Consider the following 24,292-nt stretch of genomic DNA (forward strand, 5'->3'; position numbering starts at 1 on the left):
ACCCCGTATCACCCCTGCCCACGCCCCACCGGAGCGTTCCCTTCCAGGAGTCTGACGGCACGAAAGCGCCCTGACCGGCCGAACGGGGTGCCCTTCAGCCTTGGCGCATATGCCCGATTACCTGACGTGGTGCAGGGGCGGCTGGTGGGGGTCGGGGGCGCGCTTGCACGCAGCCGGGATGCATGCCCCCTGGGCCCGACTGGCCAGGGGGCATGCATCCCGTGTGTCACGGCATCCGGTGTCCCGCCGTCAGCAGTAGAGGTTGCCGCCCGGTGACGTCCCGAGGATCTGCGTGAACCGCTGGTAGTTGTTCACGCGGCTCTGCACCTGCGCGGGGTTCTTGCCGTCGCACTCCAGGGAGCCGTTGATGCTGCGGATGGTCTGGCCGAAACCGGCGCCGTTCACCATGGCGTTGTGCGGAGTCATGGTGCCGGGTCCGGTCTGGGTGTTCCAGTACCACAGGGCCGTCTTCCAGGCGATGGCCGAGTCGTTCTGCACCAGCCAGGGGTTGCGCAGCAGGTCGATGCCGAGCGCGTCACCCGCCGCCTTGTAGTTGAAGTTCCAGCTCAGCTGGATCGGACCGCGTCCGTAGTAGGCGGCCTGACCGGCCGGGCAGCCGTAGGGCTGGCTCCAGTCACAGTAGTGCGGGTAGTTGGCGGTGTTCTGCTCCACCACGTGCACCAGGCCGCCGGTTTCGTGGCTGACGTTGGCGAGGAAGGCCGCGGCCTCCTGCTTCTTCACCGTGTCGCTGCCGGTGTTGGCGAAACCGGGGTAGGCACTCAGGGCCGCGGTGAGACCGCTGTAGCTGTAGAAGGAATTCCGGTTGGGGAACATCTGGTTGAACTGCGCCTCCGACACGACGAAGCGCGCATCGGGCGTGCCCGGCCCGCTGTCGCAGGCGTACGGCTCCCAGTACCAGGTGCTGATGACCGGGTCGTAACCCGGGTTGGCGTGCTCGGCTATGTACGCCTTGCCGTCGGTGTAGCGGACGACATCACCGGCGTTGTACGACCTTCCGGCCACCCAGTTGGGGTAGCTGGAGCACGCCGCGGCGGCGGCGGCGGTGGTGGCCGGGAGGACCACGGGGGCGGTGCCGGCGAAGGCGAGGACGGCCAGGACGGCGGAGACACGGCGTCTCGACACAGGCTCAACTCCTTTGCAGGGCACGGCCGCACCTCGGGGGCAGGGCGAAGCGAGCCCGCACCGCACGCACCGGCGGACCGGACACGGTGTGGGGGCGGCCGTGGTGGGGGGCTGTGGGGCACACTCAACCGCGTTGGTCTGGACCAGTCAAGGGTGCAGACCAGTCAGGCCTAGACCAATTGGCGGGAGCTGGTGGGGAGCTGGTGTCGGGCCCCACGGCCACGGCAAGGACGCCCTCCCTCAGTCAGCAGGCGGTGAAAGGCTCCGTCAGGTGCGGGGTCGCCAGGTGGAGGGGGCCGGCGGCCCGGCTGCGAAGCACCTGCTCCCTTGAGGCTCTTGCCTGCTCAGGGTCCATCTCATGGACGTAGGCGAGCTCGGGGTGGAGGAACTGGATCGCGTGCACGAGGAGATCACCGGTGACGGCGACCAACTCGCGCCCTGACGCGACGAGGAGGCTTTGGTGCCCGGGTGTGTGACCGGGCGTGGCGACCAGGCGCTCGCCGCTGCGCAGCGAAGTGTCGCCGTCGAGCAGCCGTAGCTGATCGGTCTTGCTGAGCGGGTCGATCACCGTGGACCGCAGCTGCGGGTTCACTTCCTCGATCGCGTCAAGTTCCGCCTGCTGCAACAGATATGCGGCGTTCGGGAAGTACGGCCGCGCCTGCTCTCCGCCGACGACGGCCCAGCCCACGTGGTCGGTGTGCAGGTGTGTGAGCACCACGGTGTCCACGTCGGACGGTTCGATCCCCGCGGCGGCCAGTGAAGCCGGGAGCGCCCCGGGCACGGGTGCCCATGCGGCAGCAGGGCTGTCGGCCGGGCCGATCCCGGCATCGACCAGAGTCACCCCCTGGTCGCTGCGGATCGCGAACGCGCGGAACTGCAGCCGCCAGCGCCCTTCGGCGTCGAGCGCGCCGGGATCGAACCGGTCGGCCGCCGCCCATTGCTCGGCGGTGGCATCAGGAAACGCCTCCGAACGGGGGGAGAAGAAGGGGCCTGCGCCGTCGGCGAGCGCGATGACGGTGTACGGACCGACCTGAAGAGAGGGAGGCATCCACAGATGGTGCCATCGGCCGTCTGCGCGGACCAGGCGGGTGCCGGGAAGTTGGCGCCACGCCTGCCCGTAGAGCCTCGCGTCGGCGAGGCCCTATTGCTGGGTTTCCCTTCTTGCGAAGAGTTCGGCGCACTCCCTGGCAAAGGCACAGAGCTGACCCACGACCTGCTGATACTCCTGCGGCTCCAACACCCTGTTCGGCGTGGCCTCGGCCCACTGCTGCCACAGGCCACCGGCGGCAAGGTAGGAAGATGCTCGATCAGATCCGAGGACGGCGTCGAGATGAAGCAGGGTACTGAGAGCAAAGGTCCGGTCGTAGGCGAGGTCCGGCTGCGGCAAGTATCGATCAAGGTATCTGCAGACCAGATCGGCGTCCGCGCCGGTGCCGAAGGTGGCGAGAGTGATGCAGTAGGCCCCGCCGTAGGGACCTGCGCTGGCCAGCAGGAGTTCGCCGATACGGCTGCGGAACTCGGTTCTGCCGGCTACCGCGACCAGCCAGGAGGCAGTCTTACGCTCTCGCCAACCGCCTTCGAAAAGGATGCCGAGCTCATCGGAAGTGATCTCCCCGGCAGCCTGGACCAGTTCACTCACGAACAGGTCGCGCTCCGGGCCGCTCAACCGCAGCGCACTGCCGCCCAGCCGTAGGTACCGCCGCCCGGGCACGACGAATCGTCGGATCAGGTCCTTCAGCTCGGGGTCGGTGATGGCGTCGCGCATGACTGCATCCTTGCCCGGCGAGAACCCCAAGTGCCAGCGGAACCTCCTCACGAAACAGATTCGCGGTACTGCTCAGCAGGCTGAACTGACGGCGCCAGGCAGTGTCCGGGTCAGCGGTCCACCGCGGGCAAATACGCCAGACCCGTGTCGAGCATGATGCGGTCAACCGTCTCGTGCAGGGCACTATCCGCGCCGATCACCGTCTCGATGCCGCCGGGCAGTAGATCGTGCTCTCGGTACCAGTCGCGCAGCTGCGTCGCGTTGACGTCATCGGCGATCGGCTTGGTCGCGTGCCGGACGAGGGTTTCACCGAAGGGCACGTCCAGGTAGTAACCGTAGGTCGGGCCGCGATGGTCGGCGCGCAACTGGGCGAGCATGTTGCCGTAGTGGTCGGCGTAGAGGATGCCTTCGAGGACGACGTGGAATCCGGCATCCAGGGCGTAGCGGACGGTCAGGTCGATCAGACCGATGTTCGCCGCACCGGGGCGGTCGCGTTCCCTGAGCACGATGCGGCGGAGGTTGTCCTGGCCGACCAGGGCCAGACCGCGCCCGAACGTCTCGCGCAGACCAGCCGCAACGGACGACTTCCCCGAGGCGCTGTTGCCGCGCAGGACGACCAGCCGGGTCTCTTCGGTGCCCACCATCACGGCGAGCACGCTACCGCCAGGCGCTGACAGCACCGGCGCGGTGCGGGACACCGTCGAACCCGCCATCACCGTCGACACACCGCTTCGGAGGACCTGAGGTTCGGCGACGAAGAGCCGATGTTGACCGTACCCACGCCCCCATCTACTGTGCGCGATGCGGACACCACCTGAGCATGTGCACGCCGGACCGGCACGGCCGGCACCCCGGCTCACCGCGCCACCCCGCCCCTGAAGACGGAGCCGCCGCGCATGGACACGCCCCTCGCCACCGTGTTCCTCCCGCTCGCCCTCGCCTTCATCATGTTCGGGCTGGGCCTGTCCCTGACGGTCGACGACTTCCGGCGGGTGCGACGCCACCCCCGCGCCGTCGTCGTGGCCATGTCCTGCCAGCTCCTTCTCCTACCCGGCATCTGCCTGGGCCTGGTCATCGCCTTCGACCTCTCCCCCGTCCTCGCCGTCGGCATGATGCTGCTGGCCGCATCGCCCGGCGGCACGACGGCGAACCTCTACAGCCACCTCTTCGGCGGCGACGTGGCACTGAACATCACGCTCACCGCGGTGAACGCGCTGCTGGCCATCGTGACGCTGCCGATCATCACCAACCTCTCCCTGCAGTACTTCGAACCGGACATCGGCGAGCAGGGCATGGGATTGCAGTTCGGCAAGGTTCTGCAGGTGTTCGCCCTGGTGATCGTGCCGGTGGCGCTCGGGCTCGCCATCCGCCGCCGCTCGCCGGACTTCGCGCGCCGCATGGACCGCCCGGTCCGGTACCTGTCGATCGTCGTACTCGTCACGATCATCGTCGGTGCGATGGTGGCCGAGAGGAGCAACCTCGCCGGCTACCTCTCGGACGTAGGGCCGACGGTGGTGATCCTCTGTGTGCTGAGCCTCACCATCGGGTACGCCGTACCGCGCATGGTCCGATTGGACAAACGGCAAGCGATCGCCTGCTCCATGGAGATCGGCGTCCACAACAGCGCCGTCGCCATGACCGTGGCCATCAGCGTCCTCGGCAGCGTCGGCCTGGCCGTACCCGCCGCCGTCTACGGCGTGCTCATGAACCCCATCGCAGCCCTGGCGGGAGTACTGATGACCCGGGGGCCCCGCCCCGTCGAGCAACCCGCGCCGGCCCTCGACAGGAGTCAGGAGTGATCATCCTGCGCTGCTGGACCCGCCGGCAGCGGGGTAGGTGAGCGCGTCCTGCCTGACGACGTAAACCGTGCCCCTTGCGATGTGGGCGGAGAAGACGGAGGGCTGCCCGCGTGCGTACGGCCATCCGCCCGGGCCGGTGATCCGTGGCCGGACGGAGAGCATGGCCCGTTTGTCATCCGCGCCGGCAGGGGACCCGGCCGACCATGACCGAACGTACTCGCACAAGCATGGAAGCAGGCACCGCCCATGGTCATGGCAGCTGACGGCCGTATCGGACGGCGAGTGGGCGGGTTGCTCCGCCGCACCGGCCGGGACTATTCGGCAGGCCATGAGCGGCCTCTGGGCGGTTATCTCACCGCCATGGCGGGCTTCGGAGCGTACACCGCGGCCCTGGCAACCGCGGTACGGCTCCGTGGGCGCCCGCTGCCGGACCGGCCCGAACCGTGGGAGGTCGTCCTCACCTCGGTGGCCACTTTCCGGCTCAGCAGGCTGCTGAGCAAGGCCTCGGTGACCAGTCCGCTGCGGGCCCCCTTCACGAGGTACGTCGGTCCGCAGGGCCCGGCCGAACTGCACGAGGAGGCGCAGTCCGAGGATGGCAAGGAGACCGTCGGCGAGCTGGTGACCTGCCCGTTCTGCGTCAGCGTCTGGGTCGCCTCGACACTGACCGCCGGGCAGCTGCTCTGGCCGCGCGCGACACGCACCGCGATGGGCACGCTGGCTGCCCTGGCCGGAGCGGACGCGCTGCAGCTGGCGTACAGCGCGCTGGTGGACAAGACGACGGGAGATTGACATTCGCGGAGGTGAACCGCGGTGTCACATGGTGTAACTCCGCCGGATGGGTCACCTGCGTTGCTGCCGCCGTGCCCTTCGGCCAGCGTCGGGAGGTGAGCAACCCCGCTCCGATCAGGAGGTACACATGCGTCATCGCATACTCGCTGCCGCTGCCCTGGCCATCAGCATCACGCTTGCCGGAGCCGGCACGGCCCTGGCCGACGACCCCGACCCTGCTGGTACGGCCGCGAACTCGCCCGGCGCCATCAGCGGAAATGTCACCCAGGTGCCCCTGGACCTCGAAGTCGAGGTGTGCGGCAACACGGTGAACATCGTCGGTCTGCTGAACCCCGCCGTATGGAACGCCTGCCTGAACCAGGACTGATCAGCGAGCCCCGCGTACCAGCGCCCGCCGTCCCGCACGGCGGGCGCTCCGCTCGTCCCACGGGCGCTCCGACCCCGGTAAAGACGCCGCCCTGGTGGCCGCACTGAGATGGATATCCCGCTCGGGGCCCCAGCCCGCGCTCGTAGTGGGACGGACACGCGTGCTGCTGCGCCCACTCGAAGCCTTCGCGGGTGGTCTCGACCGCGAGGACGGTTTCCTGCCCCTCCTTGTGTTCGATGCGCGCCATCGAATTACCGGAGCACGGGGCCGAGCCTCCGGTCGAACGGGCAGCGATAGTTCTGGTGGTGCGGGGTAACTGCCGTCAGAGACAGGTTCTTTGTCCTCTCCCTCTGAGCCCGTGGAAAGGTCCCCCATGAACGAGCCCAGTACTGCTCCCCCGGGCGCAGGGACTGCCCACCCGGCGATCGACATCCACCTTGAGATCCTGCTGCGCCTCGTCGAGGAGCAGTCAGGGGCCAGTGCGGCTATCTGCCTGACCACGCCGGGCGGAATCATCGCGGGTCACCTTGTCAGCACGAGCAGCTGGGTCGAGAGGTGGCGCCGCGTGGTGTCGGCGGCCACCGGGACTGAGGATCGCGGTGATCAGATGGCGGATCTGGCTCACGCCGTACAGGCGTCCACGGAGCAGACGGAGAAGGACGCGGCTGGGGGCCTGCATGCGTTCATCCACCTGCTGGATGTCACGTTCCTTTCCGTACCGGGCGAAGTCACGGCCCCCTTGTGGCGCGGAAGGGCCTCCGACGTCTCCGGCTGGTCACTTGGTACTCCTTCTCCGACCGCTCACCCGACGGACGCCACGGATAACTGACCTGGCCGGCAGGTCGGGTCCCACGCGTTCGCACGCAAGGCACTGACTGTCACCCCCTCGCAGGGATCTCGGCCTTCGCTCCGTCTCCCCTTCCTGCGCCACGGGACTGGACCCCTGGTCCCTCGCCGGGCGACAGCCGTGTGCCGATGGCTGCCGCGGCGCGTGCCAGAGGGCTGGTCATGATGCCTGCCACGCTGGTGCGCCCGGCGATGTAGGCGTCGAGGCGGTGCCATGCCGGGGGCAGGCGGGTGATGGCGGTGTGGATGAGGCCGGGGCGGCGGGTGAAGAGGTCCATGAGGCCCGCGGCGCGGCAGCGGTCGGGGTCGGAGGTCCAGGAGGGCGGAACGTTGAGTTCCCGGTCCAATGAGGCGTGGCCGCGCTTACCTGCGTAAACCAGGTAGACGGCGACTTGGGCTTAATCGATCCGGCCGGCTGTACCGGTGTATTGGCGCTGGACGGCGACCGTGCCAGTGTCCTTCTTCACATCGCCGGTCTCGTCGACGACCAGCACCGCCCGGTCGTCGTGCAGGTGCTCCACCACGTAGCCGCACAGGTGCTGCATGCCGTCCGGAGTGGTCTCGCCAGCCCACTCGGCGATGGTCCAGCAGTTCTTGCGCGGCAGGTCGGCCGATAGACCGAGCACCAACCGCGCCGCCCCGCACCGGGGTTCGACCCGGGCGAAGCGCCCCGCGATCCGGCCCATCAGGCCCGTCAGGCCCGTCAGGCCCTCGAACGCGTCCCGCCAACGGGTGGTCTCTATGCTGTGACCTGCGGCCACCGTCTCTTCGTCAGTCCACACAACTCACGATGATCAACGGTGGTCGCACCCGTCTCCACAACGCGTCAGGGTCGCGCAGTTCCGCCTGCCGTCCTGAGTCAGGAGGACATGTGCAACGTGGCGAAGTCTGGTGGGTGGAGTTCGACGAGCGGCGGCTGGTCGTACTGCTGGCGGCAGACGACGCGTCCAGGATCCGGGCGATGCAGGTCGTCACTCCTGCGGGCGTCGACATCAGCGGTCTGGGCGTCGAAGTGCCAGTAGGTGCCATGGAAGGACTGCCCTTTGAAGGCGTGCTGCGGTTCGCGTTCCCGCGTCCGGGCTTTACCCCCTGCACGTGGCTGACCACCGTGTCCCAGGACGACCTGATCGAGCGGGCGGGCGTCCTGTCCTCCGCGAAGCTCAGCGAGATTGAGGACGCCCTCCGTCTCGGTGAACTCGGGTAGGCGGAGAGGCGCCACTCACCATCGAGATCACGATCTACGGCTGGAGTACTACTGGAGTACTAGAGGTACTGGGCCGCGTACTCCTCCGTCGCCGGAACGGGAGTGATGACGTCGATGAGCACGCCGTCCGGTGCCGCAACGATGAAGTGGCGCTGCCCGAAGTCCTCCGTCCGCAGAGGCAGCAGTTCGCTCAGGCCCGCCTTCGTGACGAGCCGGTCGTACTCGGCGTCGGCGTCGGTCACCTCGAAGTTGAGCAGCAGGCCACCCTGGCACGGGACGCGGTGGCCGTCGGGAAGGGTGGGGTGGCTGTGGTCGAGGAGGGCCAACTCGTAGTGCGCGGCGTCCGGTCGGCGCAGGCTCACGTACCAGTCGGCCTCGAACGTCACCTCGAACCCGAAGTGCCGTACGTAGAAGTCGCGGGCCGCGGTGACGTCGCGGGTCGCGATCACCGGATAGAAGCCGCTGAGCTCAGTCGTCATGGCGTGTCTCCCTCTGCCCTGCCATCCATTTCACATACCCTGGGTATGTGAAATGGGACGTTAGCATACCCGAGGTACGCGAAAGGAAGAGGTGAGAGCGGATGGCCGGCACGAGGGCCGAGCAACGGGAGGCGACGCGCCGGGCGTTGGTGGCTGAAGGGCGCCGGCGGTTCGCCGCTGACGGCTATCACGCCGTCGTCCTCTCGGAGATCGCTGAGGCGGTGGGGGTCACCAAGGGGGCGGCCTACCACCATTTCGGCAGCAAGGCGGGGCTGTTCAGGGCGGCAGTGGCCGAGGTGCAGCTGGAGCTCGGCGAACGTGTCGCGGATGCCGCTCGTCGCCACGACGACCCGTGGGAGCAACTGCGGGCGGGCTGCCGGGCGTTCCTCGCCGCCGGTTCCGACCCGGCGACGCGCCGCATCATGCTGGTGGACGCGCCCGCGGTACTGGGGTGGGAGGAGTGGCGGGCGATGGACGAGGAGTCCTCGGCCCGGCACCTGACCGAGGCGCTACAGGACTTGGTGCACGCGGGAATCATCGCCGAGCAGCCGGTGCAGCCCTTGGCGCGGCTGTTGTCGGGCGCGATGAACGAGGCCGCACTCTGGCTGGCCAGGACAGCGGACCCGCACGCGCTGGAGCAGACCGAACAAGCCCTGGATCACTTGCTCAGCGGGCTGCGCGACAGCACCGGCCGGACCGAGGGCGGCTGAGCGGGCGCGGTCAAGCGCGGTGCGCCCGCCTGACCTGCACCATCACCGCCGACGAAGCGGACACCGTCGGGTGGTCCGGAGTTCACTCGGGTGGGGTGACGGCGAGGACACGGCCCAGCGCGCTGTCGGGGCGGGCGGTGAGTTCCTCCCAGGTTCCTTCCTCCGCGATGCGCCCGGCTTCGAGGACCGCGATGCGGTCGGCGCGGCGGATGGTGGCGGGGCGGTGGGCGATGACGATCGTCGTACGGCCTTCCTTGCCGAGCGCGGTCGCGAGTTGGGCGTCGCCGGTGTTGTCCAGGTGGGCGGTGGTCTCGTCGAGCACGAGGACGCGGGGCTGTGCGAGCAACGCGCGAGCGAGGGCGATGCGGGCGCGCTGGCCGCCGGAGAGGGTGGAACCGCGTTCGCCGACGAGGGTGCCCAGGGGGGCGATGCGGTCGACGCCGCACAACCGGGCTGTCTGAGCGAGGAGTTCGTCGTCCGCATCGGGTGCGGCGAGCCGCAGGTTGTCGGCGAGGGTGCCGTGGAAGAGGGGGGTGTCCTGGCCCACCACGGCGACGGCACGCCTGAGTTCGGCGTCGCTCACCTCGCGTACGTCGACGGGTTCACCGTCGCCGGATATCAGCTGGACCGTTCCCTCCGACGGATCCCAGAACCGCGCCAGCAGGTGCGCGCAAGTCGACTTGCCAGCCCCCGAGACGCCGACCAGTGCGAGGGTCTGCCCGCGGCGGACGGTCAAGTCGACTTCATCGAGCACGGGTTGGCCGCCGTAGTCGAAACTCACCCGGTGCAGCCGGACGCCCAGCGGGCCGGAGGGGAGCGGGCGGGGTGTGGCGGGTGGCGGGGCGAGAGCGGGGGCCTTCAGGGCGGCGCCGACACGGGCGGCCGCGGCGCGCAGTCCCACCGCCTGGCTCAGTGCCCTGGCCGACTCCGCTACGGGGCCCAGGACCGAGAGGGCCAGTGTCATCGCCGCGGGAGCCCATGCGCCGTCCAGCCGCCCGGAGGTCACGGACTGTGCGGCGGCCGCTACGACGCCGAGGACCGCGAGCACGATGAGCAGGTCGCGGGCGGCGGCGGCCATGGACTCCCAGGCGGCCTCCGCACGCTGGGCCTCCCCCACCCGCCGTCCTTGGTCGGCGAGACGGCGGCGCCGCTCGGCCAGCCCGCCGAAGGCGAGCAGCTCGCGCAGGCCGTCGACGGTCTCCACGGTGTCGGCCGACAACTTCGCCGCCGCCGCCCGCGTACCGGCTCCGCGCGCCGCACGTCCGCGCGCGTCGGCGAAGGGCGCTGCGGCGAGCAGCGCGGCGACCGGCAGCACTGCTACCAGCAGCCACGGCTCCACCGTGGCCAGGACGGCGGCGCCCCCGGTGAACACCACTCCGGACGCGAGGAGTTGGGCGGTGGTGTGGGCGTAGAAGAACTCCAGTGCCTCGACATCGGCCATGGCGGTGGCGGCAAGGTCCCCGCTGCGGCGGCCTGCCACGCGGGCGGGCGCGCTGCGGGCGAGCCCGTCGAAGACGCGCACGCGCAGTTCGGCCAGCACCCGGTAGGCCAGGTCGTGGCTGAGGTCCATCTCGCGCCAGGTCATCAGGGCGCGGACCAGGACGAGGACGACGAGTGCGGTGACCGTACCGGCCGAGGGGGCGCGGTCCTCGATGACGGCGGTTCCCACGGTGTGCGCGGCCAGTGTCAGCAGCGCGACGAGCGAGCCCTGTTCGACGAGTGCGGCGGCGCAGGTGCGGGCCATCATGGTCCGGTGCCCGGCGAGGGCGGGCAGCAGCGCGCGCAATGAACCGCGCGCGGGCATGTCGGCGGTGGCGCGGACGGTGGTGGTGCTCATGCGGCGAGCCCTTTCTGGTGTGCGTGGCCCGCGTTGAGGAGTTCGGCGTAGACGCCCCCGGCCTGGACGAGGGCCGTATGGTCGCCGACGGCGTCCACGCGTCCGCCGTCGAGGACGACGATGCGGTCGGCGTGCCGGACGGCGGCGAGCCGGTGGGCGACCACCAGGACGGTCCGGCCGCCCGCGGCGGCCAGCAACTCGCGCACGATGTCGGCCTCACGGCGTTCGTCGACCGCGCTGGTGGCCTCGTCGAGCACCAGCACCGGAGCATCGGCCAGCAGGGCCCGGGCGAGGGCGAGCCGCTGCCGTTGGCCACCGGACAGGGTGGCGCCCCGTTCGCCGAGGACGGTGGCGTAACCCTCGGGGAGGGCGGCGATCTCGTCGTGGATGCCGGCGGTGCGTGCCGCGCGCACCAGTTCGTCGTCCGTGGCGTCCGGCCTGGCCAGGCGCAGGTTGTCGGCGATGGTGGCGTGGAAGAGGTACGTCTCCTGGGAGACGACGGCGATGGACTGCCGCAACGAGTCCAACGCGAACTCGCTCACATCGCGGCCGCCCAGAGTGATCCGGCCGCCCTGCCGGTCGTGGTGTCGCAGGAGCAGGCCGAGCAGCGTGGACTTGCCGGCGCCGGACGGGCCTACGATCGCGGTCGTCCGCCCCGCCTCAGCGGCGAAGGTGATACCGCGCAGGGCGGGCACTTCGGCGCCGTCGTAGGCGAAGTCGACCTCCTCGAAACGCAGTTCCGGCGGGCCCGGCCACTGCGCCCTTGCCGTTCCCGTGTCGGGGACGGCGGGTTCGGCGGTGCGCAGCGCCGCGAGCCCGTCCGCGGCCGAGACGCCCAGGTATCCGGCGTGCCACTCACGGGACAGGTCCCGGACCGGCCGGAAGCACTCGGAGGCCAGGAGCAGCACCAGGTAGGTGCCGGTCGCCGTGGCGGATCCGGTGACGGCCGACCAGCAAGCGAGGAGCGCGGCGGCCACGCTGCCGCCCTGGATGGCCAGGTCGGTGAGGCCGGTGTCGACGAGTGAGACGCGCAGCTTCGCGACGGTCGCCCGGTGCAGCGCCGCCGACCGCCTCTCCAGCCGTTCCCGGGTGCGGCCGACGGCACCGGCGGCCCGCAGCGCGGGCATGCCCTGGAGGGCTTCGAGGTAGTCGGCGCCCAGTTGCTCGTAGGTGTCCCAGTGTTCTTTGCCACGCTGGGCCAGGAGCCGGTCCCAGGCGCGTGGCCCCAACAGGGCGAGCAGCAGGGCGGGGGCGAGGCCGAGGAGGGCGGCCGGTTCGATCACCGCCATGGCCGCGAGCAGGAAGGGCGGCACGGTGACGGTGATCAGGAGCTGGGGCAGGTAGCGGGAGACATAGGCGTCGACGCCCTCCACCCCGTCGACGAGGGTGGTGCGGACGGCCCCGGCGCGTGCGGTGGTCAGGTACGCGGGTCCCAACCGCCCGAGGTGGGCGAGGAGTTCGTCCCGCACAGCCACCCTGACTGTGGCTCCGGCGCGGGTGGCGGTGCGCCGCTGCCGACTGCCCAACCCGGCACGTGCGACTACGACGGTGAGCACCGCGCCGAGCAGCAGCGGGAGCCGGTCCGTGTCCCCCCGCGCCAGGTCGGCGAGGGCCACGGCCAGCAGTACGGCCTGCGCCAGCTGGGTGGCGGTGACGGCCGCCTGCAGCAGGGTGGCCGCGAGCAGTGGCCGCCGTGCGTGCTGTGCGGCGCGGCGCAGTTCGGGGTGGACGATCACGAGGTCCCCTGTTCGGAGTGGGTGCCGAGGGCCAGGCCGTGGACGATCCAGTCCCGGCCCGGTGCGGCGCCGAGCGCGGCGCCCAGGTCCGCCTGCTGCCAGGAACCGACAGGGCGGGCGGCCAGGCCGTGTCGTACGGCGGTCAGGTGGGCGAGGTGGACGGCGAAGCCGGCCCGCAGGTGCGTTCGGCGGATCAGCGGGGCGTCGGCGTCCGATGGGCAGCCGTACGCGAGGAGGACGGCGCCCGCGTCCGCGAGCCATGCCTGGCCCGCCGCCCAGAGGGCGAGCGTCGGCCGGGCCTCCCCTGCCGCGAGCCGTCGCAGTGTGCCGTCGGGCGCCGGCTCGACCAGTTCGGGCTTCGGCTCGCCGACGGCCGCGCACCAGGCGAGTTCACGGTCGCTCGCCCGGACGGCGGCGGTGAGCACCGCCCGCAGAGCGTCCCGGTGCGGGGTGCCTGTCAGCGGTGGCGGGGCGCTGCGGCGGGTCAGCAGTTCGCCGGGGGTGGGCGCGCTCGCCGCCTGAGGCGGTGAAACCCCGCTGGCGTGCTGAGTCACGGTGAAGTGCATTACGGCCAGCGGGTGTTGGGTCAGCCCGTCGAAGCGGGGCATCGGCGCCGCGAGGCCCAGCGTGCTGGCCGCGAGCCACAGCGCCGCGGCGGCGTGGCCGGTGTCCAGCAGCATCAGCGGCCAGGCGCGGTGGCCGTAGTGGGAGGCCGTACGCCGTGGGGTGACGTTCAGTTCGACGGTGACGCCGGGCGGCGTGCCGTGGGGTTCCCGACCGAGGTGGTGCACCCGGTGGCGCAGCGGGTCGTAGCCGTAGCGTCCGGGCGGCAGCGGGCAGCCGTTACCCACGACGAGCTCGGCGTCCACCGGGTGCAGCGCACCCGCGGAAGGGGCGGGCCGCAGCCGTCCGGAGTCGTCCGAGGCCGCCAGTGAGAGGTGGAGCAGGGCCCGCAGGTCCAGTTCCCCGGGTCCGGCCTCCGGGATGGTGCGCGGCTGTCCCGGCCAGGCACGCACCGGCGTCCCGGCGGGTGTGTCGGGGCCGGGAGCCGCCGCCGAGCGGGCGTGGGCCAGGGCGGTGACGAGGTCCACCGGACGGTCCGCCGTCGCGTGTTCCACGCGGGGAGCCGTACCGGCGGGTTCCGCGGGACAAGCCTGGTGGGTGTGTTTCACGGGGCGGTCCTCACATGTGGGGCGGAGGAGCCAGCGTGAAGTCCTCCGGCGCGCTCGGTGCGGTCGTCCGCCAGTCGCGGGCGACGGCGGCGTCGGTGAGGCGCGGGCAGCCGAAGTAGCCGAAGGCGGCAGGGGCGTTGGGCAGGAGCCCGGAGACCAGGACGCGGGCGACGCGCAGGGGCGTCTCGGCCACGTCCTCGGTGGTGAGGTCGAACGTCATGACGCGGTGGCCGCCCTCGGCCAGCGCGCGTTCCAGCCGGTCCCGGCTGCCGGGCTCGACCGCGTCGATGGGCACGGTCCCGTGCGCGGGATCGGTGAAGCGGCGGGCTTCGGGCGCCATCCGCTCGTCCAGCCAGACCTGGACATGTGCGCCCAGGTCCCGTACGTGCTCGAACTGCTCGCCGCACACGTCGAGATAGCGGCCGTCGGCACGGTGCTCCAGGTACAGCCCGCGGGCGAGCAGCCCGGCCTCGACGGCTCGGAAGACCCAAGCGTCGGGGCCGGTCAGGCCCTGGGTGAAGACCCAGGTGTGGACGGCTTCGAGAACGGCCTTGCGGGCGGCCTCGGCCGGGTCGTACTTGCAGGCGAATCCTGCCGCGTACAGGCCGAGGCGGGGATCGCGGACGAGCGCGGCCATGCAGGGTGCGAACTCCGAGGGCATCTGAACGAGATGCACCTCGAGCGCGGATCCGGCGAGGTCGTCGGTGAGGCCGGGAACGCTGGCCGGGTCGATACCGCGGGTCGGGCCGTCGAGGTGCCACCACAGTTCCAGGGCGTCGCGTTCGACGATCTCCAGCAGGCCGCGCTCGGCGGCATCGTCGAAGCCCTGCCCGGTGGCTATTCCCGCGTAGTTGAGGTGGTGGGTGCGCGGCAGCGAACGCAGTTCGCCCTGGCGCCAGTTGAGGTGGGTGAGGGCGACGGGCGCCCACACCTCGGCGGTGTGCCCTTCGGGCAGCCGTTCGGTGCCACGCGTCCAGAGGGCGGGCGTGTCGGCGGTGAGGCGGCGGTAGGGGAACTTCTCCCGGGTGTACTGCCAGTCGGCGTAGGCCGGCAGCTCGTCCGGCCCGTACAGCCGCAACCCCTGCGCGGCCAAGTCGGCGGCCGTGGCACGCACCGGGGCGTCCGGGTGGCCGGGCGGCGGCACCCGGTTGCCGCAGTACCTCTCGATCCCCTCGGCGATCGCGGCGATGCGAGCGGCCTCGGGGTCGCCGAAGGTGGTGCCGAGCGACACCCGGTCGGCGGGCCACAGGCCGAGCCGGCGGGCGTCGGCTATCTCGGCCGTCAGCGCGGTGTAGCGGGGCGGTGCGCCCTCGGGGTGCTCGACCGGCTCGACCGTGCGGACGATGCCGCAGAGGGGGTCGACGAGAGCTTCCAGCGGCAGCGCCGTCATCGCAGGATCTCCTGTACGGGATCGGTGGGAGTGGGTCGGGATCCGAGGACGGGCAGCCGCAGTGCCACGCTCCCGGCGTCGACCTCACGCCGGGAGGTGACCATGCGGGTGGCCGTGACCGGGTCGCCGCCGGTGTGGGGGTTACGGGCGTGGGCCGGGAAGTGGTGCCCGGCGATCTCCAGGCGAAGCCGGGTGCCGGCGGGCAGTCGCCGGGCGAGGCGGCCGAGTCCTACGGTGAACTCGGCCTGTCCGCCTGGTGGTTCCTCGCGTCGCACGATGCCGACGGCGAGCCGCTGAGCCACTCCTTCCGGTGTCAGGGCGAGGAGCCGGAGGGCCCAGTCGGCGGAGGGGGTGTCGGCGGCCGCCCGCAGCCCGACCTCGACGCGTCCGACCAGGTCCAGCGGACGGGGCAGCGGCGGGGTGACCAGCAGGCAGCGGTCGGGTGGGCCGTCCGTGGGGACGGTCAAGTCCGCGGAGGACACGGGTCGTTCGGGGTCGGCTGTGAAGGAGGCGCCGTGCAGCAGCCGTAGGGGGTGCGTGCGCGGCTGTCCCTCTGTGTCGGCGGTCGTCCACAGGGTGCTGCCGCCCAGGCCGACCGCGCCACCGTGCCCGGGAGTCAGTTCGCCGGTAAGGGCTCGGGTGGCCCAGCCTGTGTAGAGCTCGCCGAGACGCACCCGGTGTGCCGGATCGGCGTCGGCTCCGGGCTCGGCGACGAGGCCGTGTCCCCAGGGCCCGAGCAGCAGCCGCGCCGACGGACCGCCCCAGCGCCGCCACAGCGCGACGGTGTCCTCGGCGAAGTGGTCGTGGTGGCCGCCCACCGCGAGCAGGGGCATGCCGGCCTGCTCGGCCTGCGAGAGCAGCCGGCCGTGTGCGCGGTGGCGCCACAGGCCCGGCCAGGAGGGCAGGCTCCGGCCGAGCCGCTCGGGCAGGCCGGTCAGCGGGAGATGGGCGAGCAGCCCGGGGTCCGCGGCGAGGGCTTTGTCGAGGGCGTCCTCGTCGGAGTCCGGCCGGTCACCGTGGGCCGCCCACCATCCGGCGCGGGCCAACAGCCGCTCCACGCCCGAGGGTTCGCGAGCCGTCTCGGCGGGACCCAGGGCGGGTACGGCCGCGATGACGGCGTCGGGCCGGGCGTCCGTGGGGGCATCGAGCGCGAGAGTGAGGGCGCAGTGCGCGGCGTACGAGGCTCCGGCGGCCACCAACTGCCCGTTGCTCCAGGGCTGTCGGCGGATCCAGCGGGCGGTCGCCGCTCCGTCGGCGGTCTCGTTGTCGTACGGGTGCCACTGACCCGGGGACGCGTGCCGGCCCCGGACGTCCTGGACCAGTGCGGCGAACCCGCGACGGGCCCAGCCGCGCAGTTCGGCCCGGTGCCGTCTGCGGTCGTAGGGCGTACGGATGAGGACGGCCGGGAAGGGGCCGTCGCCGTCCGGGAGGTGGACGTCGGTGGTGAGCCCTTCGACGGGGACGGTGAACGGCGTCATCCGGCCTGCTTCGGTGTCGGGGCGACGGCGGGGACGGGCAGCACGGCGTGCTCGGTGACGGTCAGCGTGCGCAGATCGACGCGTCGGAGCCTGCGCCGGGCGGGGAGGCCGTCCGTGTCGGCGGAGCCGGTGATCCACCGGCTGAGGTCATCGGCGAGCAGAGCGGCCAGCAGGTGCGCGGCGGGAGCGGTGAGGTGAACGGGAGCGCCGGACGTACGCGGGCCGCTCCAGTAGGCGGCCAGTTCACGGTGTGCGGGCGTGGCGGCGAGGCGGCGGGCCCGCACGTGTGCCGAGGTGACGTCTCCGGCAGTGGCGGCGAGGGGCTCGACGTACGCCTGCCAGCCTTCGCGGTGGCAGCGCAGCCAGGCGATGCCGCGCTCGGGCAGCCGGTCGGCGCTCTCCCACAGCCCGTCGGGCACGGGCCCGTCGAGGCACCACACCACCGCGGCGGGATGGTCGGCGGACAGGTCGTCAAGTGACGGTGGTGTACTGCTGCTTACGGCCGTTCGCGGCTCGGCGCCCAGGGTGCGCAGGAGCGCGGCGAGGGGTTCGGTCAGCACGGGGTCGCCCAGGAGCCGGATGTCCCGGCGATCGGCGGGCCATTGCGGTCGCTGCGGTTCGTGCGCGAGGTACCCGGCTTCCTCGAAGGCCCCCATGACGCGGTCGAGTTCACCGTCCGGCTCGACCGCGGTCGCCGTACCGGAGAGACGGGCCAGCAGGGCCTGCTCGTCCGCGACCTTCGTCCTGATGCTGAGGAACTCCCCCTCGGCCGTACGGACGGCGAGGCCCCGCCCAGGGACGGCGACGACCTCGACACCGGGTGCGAGCGAACTGCGGGACACGTCAGTCCTCCTGTGAAAAAGGGGCCTTGAAGGGGCGTGAGCCCGCCCGCAGGTGACGGGCGGGCTCACGGTCGAGGGCGCTGGACCCTCTTACTCCTCGGTGTCCTCGAAGGGGTTCTCGACGAGAGCGTTGGAGTGGGTGGCCGAGGCGTGAGCCAGCTGACCCGGGTCGGCGATGGGCGCGAAGACCTTCTCGTTGTCCATGGACTCTCCTTGTTCGTGAGGGAGATGCGGCGTTCTGGTGAGCGCCACACCGAGAACACTAGTGAATATGATTTTCATATTCTAGTGCTGGGAGCGGGTGATCTGGATAACACACGGGCCAGCCGCCCTCGGGGTCCCGGCCGACCCGTCCGGCCACCCGGAGGACGTCCGCGAGCAGCCCGGGCGTGACCACCTCCTTGGGCGTGCCGTCGGCCACCACACGCCCCTCGCGCAGCGCGACGATCCGCTCGGCGAACCGGGCGGCGTGGGCCAGGTCGTGCAGCACCATCACCACGGTGAGCCCGCGTTCCTCGCGCAGGCGGACCACGGTCTGCAACACGTCCAGCTGGTGATGCAGGTCCAGGTAGGTGGTCGGCTCGTCCAGCAGCAGTACGCGGGTGTCCTGGGCGAGCGCCATCGCGAGCCGCACGCGCTGCCGCTCACCGCCGGACAGCTCGTCGACCTCGCGGTCGGCCCAGTGCTCCACCCCGACGTCGCGCAAGGCGCGGCGGACGACCGGGTCGTCCCCCTCCCGCAGCATGCCGAGCGGCCCCCGTGCCGCGTACCGCCCCTGCCGTACGAGATGACGCACCGTCATGCCGGGGACGCCCGGGGACGACTGGTGCAGCAGCGCGACCCGGCGGGCCGTGGCCCGCCGGGACAGCCGGGCGAGGTCGTCCTCGCCCAGCAGCACACGCCCCTCGTCCGGCCGCAGCAGGCCGGCGACCAGCCGCAACAGGGTCGATTTCCCACAGCCGTTGAGACCGATGAGAGCGGTCAGCTCACCCGGCTCGACGGTCACGTCCACGCCTCGCAGCACGGGCTGGCCGGGGTAGCCGAAGCGGACCCCCTCGACGCGGATCCCCATGGACTCGGTCATGCTCTGTCCTCCGACGACATCAGAACGTACGGCTCGGCGCGCGGCGCACGACGACCAGCAGCAGCGCGGCCCCGACGCAAGCGGTCAGAGCCCCGACCGGCAGGGTGAGCCGGCCGGAGTCCAGCGCGGCCGCCAGCAGCCGCGAGGACAGTTGCGCCGCCGCGTCCGCCCCGCACACCACGGCCGCGCCCACCAGGGCGGCACCGGGCAGGGTCACCCGCAGGTCGGCGCCGAAGACAGCCAGGGCGAGGTGCGGTACGAGCAGTCCGACGAAGCCCAGCGCCCCCACGGCCGCCACGGCACCGGCCGTCAGCGCCACCGCGCACAGCAGGGCGAGGGTCCGGGCCCGCCTCGCGGACAGCCCGGCGGCGAGGGCGATGTCGTCCCCGCAGCGCAGCAGGGTCAGCGGCCCGGTCAGCAGCCAGGCCAGCACTCCCCAGGCCAGCGCCCACGGCCAGAGCAGGTGCCAGTGCTCCCACACCCGGCCCTCCGTGGTGCCGACGAGCCACTGCACCACGCTGCCGAGTTCGCCCGGGGCGACCAGCAGCACCATGGCGGTGAGCCCGCCGAGCACCGCTGAGACCAGAACCCCGTGCACGGCGGTCTGCGCGGGGTCGCTGCGCCCCCGCCCTGCGAGCAGCCACAGCAGCGCGGCCCCGGCGCAGCCGCCCACACACGCGGCGACGACCACGGCCAGCGGTGATTCCCACCCCGCGAGACCGAGGCTGGTCGCGAGGACGGCACCGAGCACGGCGCCCGGAGTCACCCCCGTCACCTCGGGCCCGGCCAGCGGATTGCGCAGCGCGGACTGCAGCACCAGACCCGCCACGCCCAGGCACGCCCCCGCACCGAGGGCCACCAGCAGCCGGGGCAACCGGAGTTGGAGCAGGATGTGCCGTTCCGTCGCATCGCCGCCACCGCCGAGGACGTCCCACACCCGGGCGGGGGACATGCCCCGCCCGGCCACCAGTTCCACCCCCGCGCAGACCACGATGAGCGCCCCGAGTACCGCGAAACGCCGTCTCACCGGGCCTCCTCCGCTTCGGTCGACTCACCGCGGAAGGCGGAGCGTCCGGAAGCGCTGTCGCTCCCGTGATCACCCCGGCGGACGCGGTCGCGGGCCCCCGGGACACGCTCGCGCTCCTTCTCCGCAGTGCTGGAGGGCGCAGACCCGGCGCCCTTGGGCGCCGGGCCCGAGGCAGTGCTGCCCGCCGGTCGGCGCCGGGCAGACGGTCTCCGGTTGCCCCACCGAAGCAGGGCGACCCCGGCGGGCACGCCGAGCAGGGCCGTCCAGGCACCGACCGGCGTCTCCACGGGCGCCAGCGCGAGGCGGGCCGGGACGTCGGCGACGGCCACGACGACGGCGCCCCAGGCCGCCGACCAGGGCAGCCAACGCACAGCGCCCGCCGCAGGGTGGAAACAGCGCGCCAGATGCGGAGCAAGGAACCCGACCCAGGCCACCGGCCCGCACACGGCCGTCACGGGCGCGATCAGCACAATGGCGATCGCCAGCGCGGCCAGCCGCGCCCGCTGGGCGCGCACCCCCAGCGCCTCGGCGTCCTCGTCGCCCAGCCGCAGCACCGAGAGCACCGGTGCGCACAGCACCAGCGCGGGAACGGCGACGAGCAGCCATGGCCACAGCCCGGTGACGTCGTCCCAGGTGCGGGTGGAGAGCGAACCGAGCAGGTAGCGGTAGATCAGCTGGAGATCGAGCTGGTCGGCCATCACCATCAGCACGAGCAGCGCGGCCTGCAGCGCGGCGGCGACCGCGGCCCCGGTCAGCAGTACGGCGGACGGGCTGCGCCCCAACCCGGCGGCGAGCAGCGTGAGTCCGCCGCCGAGCGCGGCGCCGCCGATGGCCAGCAGCGGCTGGAGGGCGGCCGGGAGGGACACCGCCAGCACCAGCGGTGCGGCCACCCCGAGCGCCGCCCCGGAGGACACGCCGAGCATCTCCGGGACGGCCAGGGGATTGCGCAACGCCTCCTGGAGCACGAGCCCCGCCGCCCCCAGACAGGCACCGGCGACCAGCGCCAGCACCAGGCGGGGCACGCGGAGTTCGGTGACGACGATCCCGGCGAGCGTACCGTCCCCGTCCGCCAGCGCACCGGGCAGCCGGTGCAGCGGGACGTAGGGCGTGCCCAGGCTCAGCGCGCAGGCCGACGCGGCGCACAACAGGACGCACACGACAGGCAGTTGCCATCCTCCCGCGAGGCGCACGAACCGCCGTGCGCCCGATGCCGTGTCACCTGACGCGGCGGGCATCGAGGTGGGCGCGCTCACCGCAGCGCGGCCGTGGCCTCATCGAGGATGATGCCCAGCGAACGGGTACCGCGTCCCTTGGCCCAGACCTCGGAGTTCACCTCATGGACGTCTCCGTTCTTCACCGCGGGGATCTTGCTCCACAGGGGGTTGTCCGCCAGCTTCTCCGACAGCTTGCCGTCCGCCTCGCCGAAGCTCATCGTCTCGACGAACAGCACGTCGACGTCCGCCGCGAGGATCTCTTCGAGGCTGTAACTGCCCTCCACGCCACGTGACTTCCAGGGGTAGTCGGCGAGCTTCGGGAAAAGGCTGGCGCCGACGTCCGTCTCCGGGGTGGCGACGCCGAAGTTCTCGTCACTGCCGTAGATGATGAGCGCGGTCTTGTCGCTCCGGTTCTTCTCGGCCTCGGCGAGCTTGGTACGGAAGGCCTTCTCGGCCTTCTCGCCCTCGGCGGTGCGGCCGGTGAGCGCGGCGACATCACGCAGGTAGCCCACGCTGTCCTGCCATGTCTTGGGCTGCATGGGCCAGAACGTGGTGGCATCCTTCAGCGCCGGGGCGAGTTTGCCGTGGGTGTCCTCCAGGCCGATCACCAGGTCGGGCTTGTGGGAGAGGATCGCCTCCACCTCGGGTGCGATGAACCCGCCCGGGATGACGTCGACTTCCTTCGCCTTCCGCTCCCCCAGGAACTTCGGGTGGGCGAGGAGCACGCTGTTGGTGGCCGTGGGGGCCATGCCCAGCTCGGTGAGGATGTCGTCGCAGAGCGCGAACAGGCAGACGATGCGCTCGGGCTCCTTCTCCAGGGAGACCTTGGTGCCCTTTGTGTCCGTCAACTGCTTTGTGGCCTTGATGGGTTCGACAGTGACGTCGGTCTTCGCGCCGGCAGCGGCGGCCTTCTCGTCCGCCGGCTCGGTGGACGAGCCGCACGCGACCAGCACCGACCCCACTAGCGCTGCGGTGACACAGCTTCGGACGAATCTGGACGGTGAGCGCAGCATCGATGCCCTCGCTTCTTCTCAGGAACCCGGAACGCCCTGAAGATACATGATAATCGTTTTCATAATCACCCCCGCTCTCCTGGAGGATCCCCTTGACCACCGCCCCTCCCCTCCTGCTGGTCTCCGACCACATCGAGGGATCCGTCCACGTCCTGACCGTCCCGGACGGCACCCGGACGGGCCGCCTCACCGGGCGCCACCTCTCCGAACACGCCGGGTTCCTGGCCCTGCCGGGCGGCCGAGCGGCTTGCGTCGACGACCGCAGGGGCGAGCTGCTGGTGCTCGATCCGTACGGCGACGTACTGGTCGAGGCCGCCATCCCGGTCGCCGTTCCGGCCGAGCACCTCGCCTGCGACCCGTCCGGCCGGTGGGTGGCCGTGACGACGGGCCTGGGCGAGAACGCCGAGCCGTGGTCGGACCTGCTGACGGTCGTCGACCTCACCACGGGAGACGCGACCCGGGTGCGGACCCGCATCGACGAACCGGGGGTGACCGTCCTCGGCCACGGTGATCCGCTGGTCGTCCTGCGGCACCGGGGGCCCGGCGCGCTCGCGGTCCACCGGTTCGCCGACCTGCTCGCCGCACCCCCCGGCTGCCCCGCCGTCACGCCCCACGCACACCTCCCGCTGCCCGACGACGGACACGGCGACGCCCACGACCCGCACTCCGGCCACGTGTTCGCGGCCATGGCCGACGGAGTGCACCGGGCACGCCGCGCAGGCGACGCGCTCGCCCCGGAGCGCACGATCCCCTGGAACTCCCCCGCCAGGGGCTGGTACTTGCGGCTCGACCCTCGGCGGCGGGCGCTGTGGTCGACGCTGCGGGGCGGTCCCGCGGACCCGTTGCGGTGGCCTGAGTGGACCAACCAGGCGTGGCGCCACGACCTGGAGACGAACCGCACCACCCTGACCGAGCTGGGCCACGGCCTGGTCTTCCGGCTGGCCCTCGCCCGGAACCACACCGCCTTCACCCGCATCCACCCGGACGGCGACGAACTGATCCTCCTCGACGCCGACGACACCGCCCGCCGCCTCCCCCTCCCCGCCATGGACGGCGCACCCCGCCGCGGCGGCACCCCGTGGGACGGCGTCCAACGCCGGGCGGTGGCCGCCTCCCCGGGCTCGGACTGGGTTGCCGTCACCCGCGGCGGTCACGGCGAAGTCCACGTCTTCGACGCTCCGACGGGCACCGAAGCAGCCCGGCTGAAGCTGGACACACCTTTGGATCACGGCGGCCACGCGCTGCTGCGCACACAGGCCGATGGGGCGGACGGGGATCCTGTGGGCCGGTGACGACTTGGCCAGCGCCTCTGGGGGGAGGGCGGGCCAGGGTCAGCATGCGGGGGAATGTCACGGCTGACGACGCTGCCGGCGCCGATGACCGACCCGTAGCCGATGCGAACGCCGGGCAGGACCACGGCGTTACTGCCGATCCACACCTTGTCCTCGATCCCGATGGGTTCCGAGAAGCGACCGAGGTCCGTGCGCCGCAAAGGATGCACGGGGTGTCCTGTGGTGGTCAGCGTCACGCTGGGGGCGATCATGACATCGTTGCCTATGCGGATGTCGACGTCGTCCACGAACGTGAGGTTCACGTTCCCGAAGAAGTCATCGCCGATGTAGACGTTGCTGCCGAACCCGGCGTGGAACGGCGGCAGCAGCACGGTGCGTTCACCGACCGAGCCGAAGATCTCGACGAGCAGCGATCGGCGTTTCTGCGCCGCGCTCGGCGGCGTGTGATTGTACTCGAAAATCTGCTCGGTGCGGCGCCGAGGGGCCTGGAAGGCCGCTTCCGACTCGGTGTAGACCAGCCCTTGGGCGATCCGTGCCAGGACTTCTTCCTCACGAGCATGCGTCACGGCTAAACGTTCCCCTCGTCCGACTTCTCGGCCTCGATACGATCAGTCAGATCATGGCGGGGCGCCGCCACTCCTGTCCCAGACCTCGTGATCCCGTCGGGCGGGTAGTCCTGGCGTGAGGTTCCCCCGTCATGCGGGAGGTGCTGATCAGCTGGTCAGCAGGGGTTGATGGGTGTTCAGATTCGTTGGTTCGGCTGTCGCCTGCTCGGCGTAGTGCTTCTCCTCGAACTCGATCGGGCTGAGGAAGCCGAGCCGTTCCTGGATGCGGCGGGAGTTATAGAAGCCGTCGATGTATTCGAAGAGCGCGAGGTTGGCCTCGGCCCTCGTCGTGAAGGTGCGGCCGCGGATGCATTCGGTTTTGATCAGCATCCAGAGGTTCTCCGCGAGGGCGTTGTCGTACGAGTCCCCGACGGACCCCATGGATGCCTCAACTCCCGCTCGCAGCAGTCGAGTTGTGAGCTTGATGGATGTGTACTGACAGCCGTGGTCGGCGTGATGGATGAGCTTGCCGGGCTCGACCTCACGGGACGCGAGCGCGT

General features: G+C 71.5%; 25 protein-coding genes and 2 pseudogenes. 7 read left to right on the forward strand and 20 right to left on the reverse strand.

What is annotated here, in order from left to right; genetic code table 11:
* Positions 1–249 precede the first annotated feature (249 nt).
* From ACFYW5_RS33360 to ACFYW5_RS33375, 4 genes are all read right to left on the reverse strand, one after another.
* On the reverse strand, positions 250–1,143 hold the full coding sequence (locus ACFYW5_RS33360) for a glycoside hydrolase family 19 protein (RefSeq protein ID WP_389420878.1): 894 nt from the start codon (positions 1,141–1,143) through the stop codon (positions 250–252).
* A 244-nt stretch (positions 1,144–1,387) separates the two neighbouring features.
* Positions 1,388–2,191, reverse strand: a complete 804-nt coding sequence (locus tag ACFYW5_RS33365) for an MBL fold metallo-hydrolase (RefSeq protein WP_389420879.1) — start codon at positions 2,189–2,191, stop codon at positions 1,388–1,390.
* A 93-nt stretch (positions 2,192–2,284) separates the two neighbouring features.
* Positions 2,285–2,908, reverse strand: a complete 624-nt coding sequence (locus ACFYW5_RS33370; RefSeq protein WP_389420880.1) for a DUF6000 family protein — start codon at positions 2,906–2,908, stop codon at positions 2,285–2,287.
* A 110-nt stretch (positions 2,909–3,018) separates the two neighbouring features.
* Positions 3,019–3,552, reverse strand: a complete 534-nt coding sequence (locus ACFYW5_RS33375) for a kinase (RefSeq protein WP_389420904.1) — start codon at positions 3,550–3,552, stop codon at positions 3,019–3,021.
* Positions 3,553–3,804: 252 nt separating this feature from the next.
* On the opposite strand from ACFYW5_RS33375, the gene ACFYW5_RS33380 reads away from it, so the two are divergent.
* The 3 genes from ACFYW5_RS33380 (at position 3,805) to ACFYW5_RS33390 (ending at position 5,863) form a co-directional block, all read left to right on the forward strand.
* The gene (locus tag ACFYW5_RS33380) at positions 3,805–4,707 is read left to right on the forward strand and encodes a bile acid:sodium symporter family protein (RefSeq protein WP_389420881.1); all 903 of its coding nucleotides are present in this window, start codon (positions 3,805–3,807) and stop codon (positions 4,705–4,707) included.
* A gap of 246 nt (positions 4,708–4,953) precedes the next feature.
* Entirely contained in the window at positions 4,954–5,496 is a 543-nt protein-coding gene (locus ACFYW5_RS33385) for a DUF1360 domain-containing protein (protein ID WP_389420882.1), read from the forward strand.
* 127 nt (positions 5,497–5,623) lie between these two features.
* Positions 5,624–5,863, forward strand: coding sequence for a chaplin (locus tag ACFYW5_RS33390; RefSeq protein ID WP_389420883.1), 240 nt, complete (start codon positions 5,624–5,626; stop codon positions 5,861–5,863).
* A gap of 124 nt (positions 5,864–5,987) precedes the next feature.
* Here ACFYW5_RS33390 and ACFYW5_RS33395 read toward each other — a convergent pair.
* Positions 5,988–6,092, reverse strand: a pseudogene (locus ACFYW5_RS33395) (DUF4291 domain-containing protein); the annotation flags it as partial.
* Between the two features lie 144 nt (positions 6,093–6,236).
* Between ACFYW5_RS33395 and ACFYW5_RS33400 the strand changes: the two are divergent.
* Positions 6,237–6,692, forward strand: coding sequence for a hypothetical protein (locus ACFYW5_RS33400; protein ID WP_389420884.1), 456 nt, complete (start codon positions 6,237–6,239; stop codon positions 6,690–6,692).
* Positions 6,693–6,894: 202 nt separating this feature from the next.
* Here ACFYW5_RS33400 and ACFYW5_RS33405 read toward each other — a convergent pair.
* A pseudogene (locus tag ACFYW5_RS33405) lies at positions 6,895–7,395 on the reverse strand (transposase); the annotation flags it as partial.
* A 185-nt stretch (positions 7,396–7,580) separates the two neighbouring features.
* Here ACFYW5_RS33405 and ACFYW5_RS33410 point away from each other — a divergent pair.
* On the forward strand, positions 7,581–7,913 hold the full coding sequence (locus ACFYW5_RS33410) for a type II toxin-antitoxin system PemK/MazF family toxin (RefSeq protein ID WP_389420885.1): 333 nt from the start codon (positions 7,581–7,583) through the stop codon (positions 7,911–7,913).
* A 59-nt stretch (positions 7,914–7,972) separates the two neighbouring features.
* Here ACFYW5_RS33410 and ACFYW5_RS33415 read toward each other — a convergent pair whose 3' ends face one another.
* Positions 7,973–8,392, reverse strand: coding sequence for a VOC family protein (locus ACFYW5_RS33415; protein ID WP_389420886.1), 420 nt, complete (start codon positions 8,390–8,392; stop codon positions 7,973–7,975).
* A 101-nt stretch (positions 8,393–8,493) separates the two neighbouring features.
* Here ACFYW5_RS33415 and ACFYW5_RS33420 point away from each other — a divergent pair, with 101 nt between their 5' ends.
* Positions 8,494–9,102, forward strand: coding sequence for a TetR/AcrR family transcriptional regulator (locus ACFYW5_RS33420; RefSeq protein ID WP_389420887.1), 609 nt, complete (start codon positions 8,494–8,496; stop codon positions 9,100–9,102).
* 82 nt (positions 9,103–9,184) lie between these two features.
* Here the strand turns inward: ACFYW5_RS33420 and ACFYW5_RS33425 are convergent, their stop codons facing one another.
* The 11 genes from ACFYW5_RS33425 to ACFYW5_RS33475 all read right to left on the reverse strand — a co-directional run bounded on the left by ACFYW5_RS33425 (position 9,185) and on the right by ACFYW5_RS33475 (position 21,895).
* Positions 9,185–10,939: an ABC transporter ATP-binding protein gene (locus tag ACFYW5_RS33425; protein WP_389420888.1), complete on the reverse strand. Its 1,755-nt coding sequence runs from the start codon at positions 10,937–10,939 to the stop codon at positions 9,185–9,187.
* The gene (locus ACFYW5_RS33430; protein ID WP_389420889.1) at positions 10,936–12,675 is read right to left on the reverse strand and encodes an ABC transporter ATP-binding protein/permease; all 1,740 of its coding nucleotides are present in this window, start codon (positions 12,673–12,675) and stop codon (positions 10,936–10,938) included. The genes ACFYW5_RS33425 and ACFYW5_RS33430 overlap by 4 nt, the downstream gene beginning before the upstream one ends.
* The gene (locus ACFYW5_RS33435) at positions 12,672–13,793 is read right to left on the reverse strand and encodes a SagB/ThcOx family dehydrogenase (RefSeq protein WP_389420890.1); all 1,122 of its coding nucleotides are present in this window, start codon (positions 13,791–13,793) and stop codon (positions 12,672–12,674) included. Before ACFYW5_RS33435 ends, ACFYW5_RS33430 begins: the two co-directional genes overlap by 4 nt.
* A 64-nt stretch (positions 13,794–13,857) precedes the next feature.
* Complete coding sequence (locus ACFYW5_RS33440; RefSeq protein WP_389420891.1) at positions 13,858–15,237, reverse strand: YcaO-like family protein; 1,380 nt, start codon at positions 15,235–15,237, stop codon at positions 13,858–13,860.
* A complete protein-coding gene (locus ACFYW5_RS33445) occupies positions 15,234–16,715 on the reverse strand; it encodes a CocE/NonD family hydrolase (RefSeq protein ID WP_389420892.1) in 1,482 nt (493 codons plus the stop codon). Before ACFYW5_RS33445 ends, ACFYW5_RS33440 begins: the two co-directional genes overlap by 4 nt.
* Positions 16,712–17,557, reverse strand: a complete 846-nt coding sequence (locus ACFYW5_RS33450) for a hypothetical protein (RefSeq protein ID WP_389420893.1) — start codon at positions 17,555–17,557, stop codon at positions 16,712–16,714. Before ACFYW5_RS33450 ends, ACFYW5_RS33445 begins: the two co-directional genes overlap by 4 nt.
* A gap of 90 nt (positions 17,558–17,647) precedes the next feature.
* Positions 17,648–17,761 carry a streptamidine family RiPP gene (gene amiA, locus ACFYW5_RS33455; protein WP_244889785.1) on the reverse strand — a complete coding sequence of 38 codons (114 nt, stop codon included), beginning with the start codon at positions 17,759–17,761 and terminating at the stop codon, positions 17,648–17,650.
* Positions 17,762–17,819: 58 nt separating this feature from the next.
* Positions 17,820–18,641 carry an ABC transporter ATP-binding protein gene (locus ACFYW5_RS33460; protein ID WP_389420894.1) on the reverse strand — a complete coding sequence of 274 codons (822 nt, stop codon included), beginning with the start codon at positions 18,639–18,641 and terminating at the stop codon, positions 17,820–17,822.
* 19 nt (positions 18,642–18,660) lie between these two features.
* Positions 18,661–19,668: a FecCD family ABC transporter permease gene (locus tag ACFYW5_RS33465; RefSeq protein ID WP_389420895.1), complete on the reverse strand. Its 1,008-nt coding sequence runs from the start codon at positions 19,666–19,668 to the stop codon at positions 18,661–18,663.
* Positions 19,665–20,813 carry a FecCD family ABC transporter permease gene (locus ACFYW5_RS33470; protein ID WP_389420905.1) on the reverse strand — a complete coding sequence of 383 codons (1,149 nt, stop codon included), beginning with the start codon at positions 20,811–20,813 and terminating at the stop codon, positions 19,665–19,667. Before ACFYW5_RS33470 ends, ACFYW5_RS33465 begins: the two co-directional genes overlap by 4 nt.
* 104 nt (positions 20,814–20,917) lie before the next feature.
* Positions 20,918–21,895, reverse strand: a complete 978-nt coding sequence (locus ACFYW5_RS33475; protein ID WP_389420896.1) for an ABC transporter substrate-binding protein — start codon at positions 21,893–21,895, stop codon at positions 20,918–20,920.
* A 92-nt stretch (positions 21,896–21,987) separates the two neighbouring features.
* Here ACFYW5_RS33475 and ACFYW5_RS33480 point away from each other — a divergent pair, with 92 nt between their 5' ends.
* On the forward strand, positions 21,988–23,187 hold the full coding sequence (locus ACFYW5_RS33480) for a hypothetical protein (protein WP_389420897.1): 1,200 nt from the start codon (positions 21,988–21,990) through the stop codon (positions 23,185–23,187).
* On the opposite strand, the gene ACFYW5_RS33485 is transcribed toward ACFYW5_RS33480, so the two are convergent.
* Complete coding sequence (locus tag ACFYW5_RS33485) at positions 23,121–23,753, reverse strand: sugar O-acetyltransferase (RefSeq protein ID WP_389420898.1); 633 nt, start codon at positions 23,751–23,753, stop codon at positions 23,121–23,123. The two genes, ACFYW5_RS33480 and ACFYW5_RS33485, sit on opposite strands and share 67 nt — an antisense overlap.
* Positions 23,754–23,900: 147 nt before the next feature.
* On the reverse strand, positions 23,901–24,292 hold a 392-nt coding region (locus ACFYW5_RS33490), incomplete at its 5' end, for a transposase (RefSeq protein ID WP_389420899.1).

Origin of the sequence: Streptomyces sp. NPDC002779, assembly GCF_042888685.1 — a bacterium.
In the GTDB taxonomy this organism is placed as follows: domain Bacteria; phylum Actinomycetota; class Actinomycetes; order Streptomycetales; family Streptomycetaceae; genus Streptomyces.

Coding starts and splice junctions, on each gene's coding strand:
- ACFYW5_RS33440 (WP_389420891.1), bottom strand. CDS start 15,237: ATGACGGCGCTGCCGCTGGAAGCTCTCGTCGACCCCCTCTGCGGCATC.
- ACFYW5_RS33425 (WP_389420888.1), bottom strand. CDS start 10,939: ATGAGCACCACCACCGTCCGCGCCACCGCCGACATGCCCGCGCGCGGT.
- amiA (WP_244889785.1), bottom strand. CDS start 17,761: ATGGACAACGAGAAGGTCTTCGCGCCCATCGCCGACCCGGGTCAGCTG.
- ACFYW5_RS33380 (WP_389420881.1), top strand. CDS start 3,805: ATGGACACGCCCCTCGCCACCGTGTTCCTCCCGCTCGCCCTCGCCTTC.
- ACFYW5_RS33365 (WP_389420879.1), bottom strand. CDS start 2,191: ATGCCTCCCTCTCTTCAGGTCGGTCCGTACACCGTCATCGCGCTCGCC.
- ACFYW5_RS33460 (WP_389420894.1), bottom strand. CDS start 18,641: ATGACCGAGTCCATGGGGATCCGCGTCGAGGGGGTCCGCTTCGGCTAC.
- ACFYW5_RS33400 (WP_389420884.1), top strand. CDS start 6,237: ATGAACGAGCCCAGTACTGCTCCCCCGGGCGCAGGGACTGCCCACCCG.
- ACFYW5_RS33445 (WP_389420892.1), bottom strand. CDS start 16,715: ATGACGCCGTTCACCGTCCCCGTCGAAGGGCTCACCACCGACGTCCAC.
- ACFYW5_RS33375 (WP_389420904.1), bottom strand. CDS start 3,552: ATGGTGGGCACCGAAGAGACCCGGCTGGTCGTCCTGCGCGGCAACAGC.
- ACFYW5_RS33370 (WP_389420880.1), bottom strand. CDS start 2,908: ATGCGCGACGCCATCACCGACCCCGAGCTGAAGGACCTGATCCGACGA.
- ACFYW5_RS33475 (WP_389420896.1), bottom strand. CDS start 21,895: ATGCTGCGCTCACCGTCCAGATTCGTCCGAAGCTGTGTCACCGCAGCG.
- ACFYW5_RS33420 (WP_389420887.1), top strand. CDS start 8,494: ATGGCCGGCACGAGGGCCGAGCAACGGGAGGCGACGCGCCGGGCGTTG.
- ACFYW5_RS33385 (WP_389420882.1), top strand. CDS start 4,954: ATGGTCATGGCAGCTGACGGCCGTATCGGACGGCGAGTGGGCGGGTTG.
- ACFYW5_RS33390 (WP_389420883.1), top strand. CDS start 5,624: ATGCGTCATCGCATACTCGCTGCCGCTGCCCTGGCCATCAGCATCACG.
- ACFYW5_RS33415 (WP_389420886.1), bottom strand. CDS start 8,392: ATGACGACTGAGCTCAGCGGCTTCTATCCGGTGATCGCGACCCGCGAC.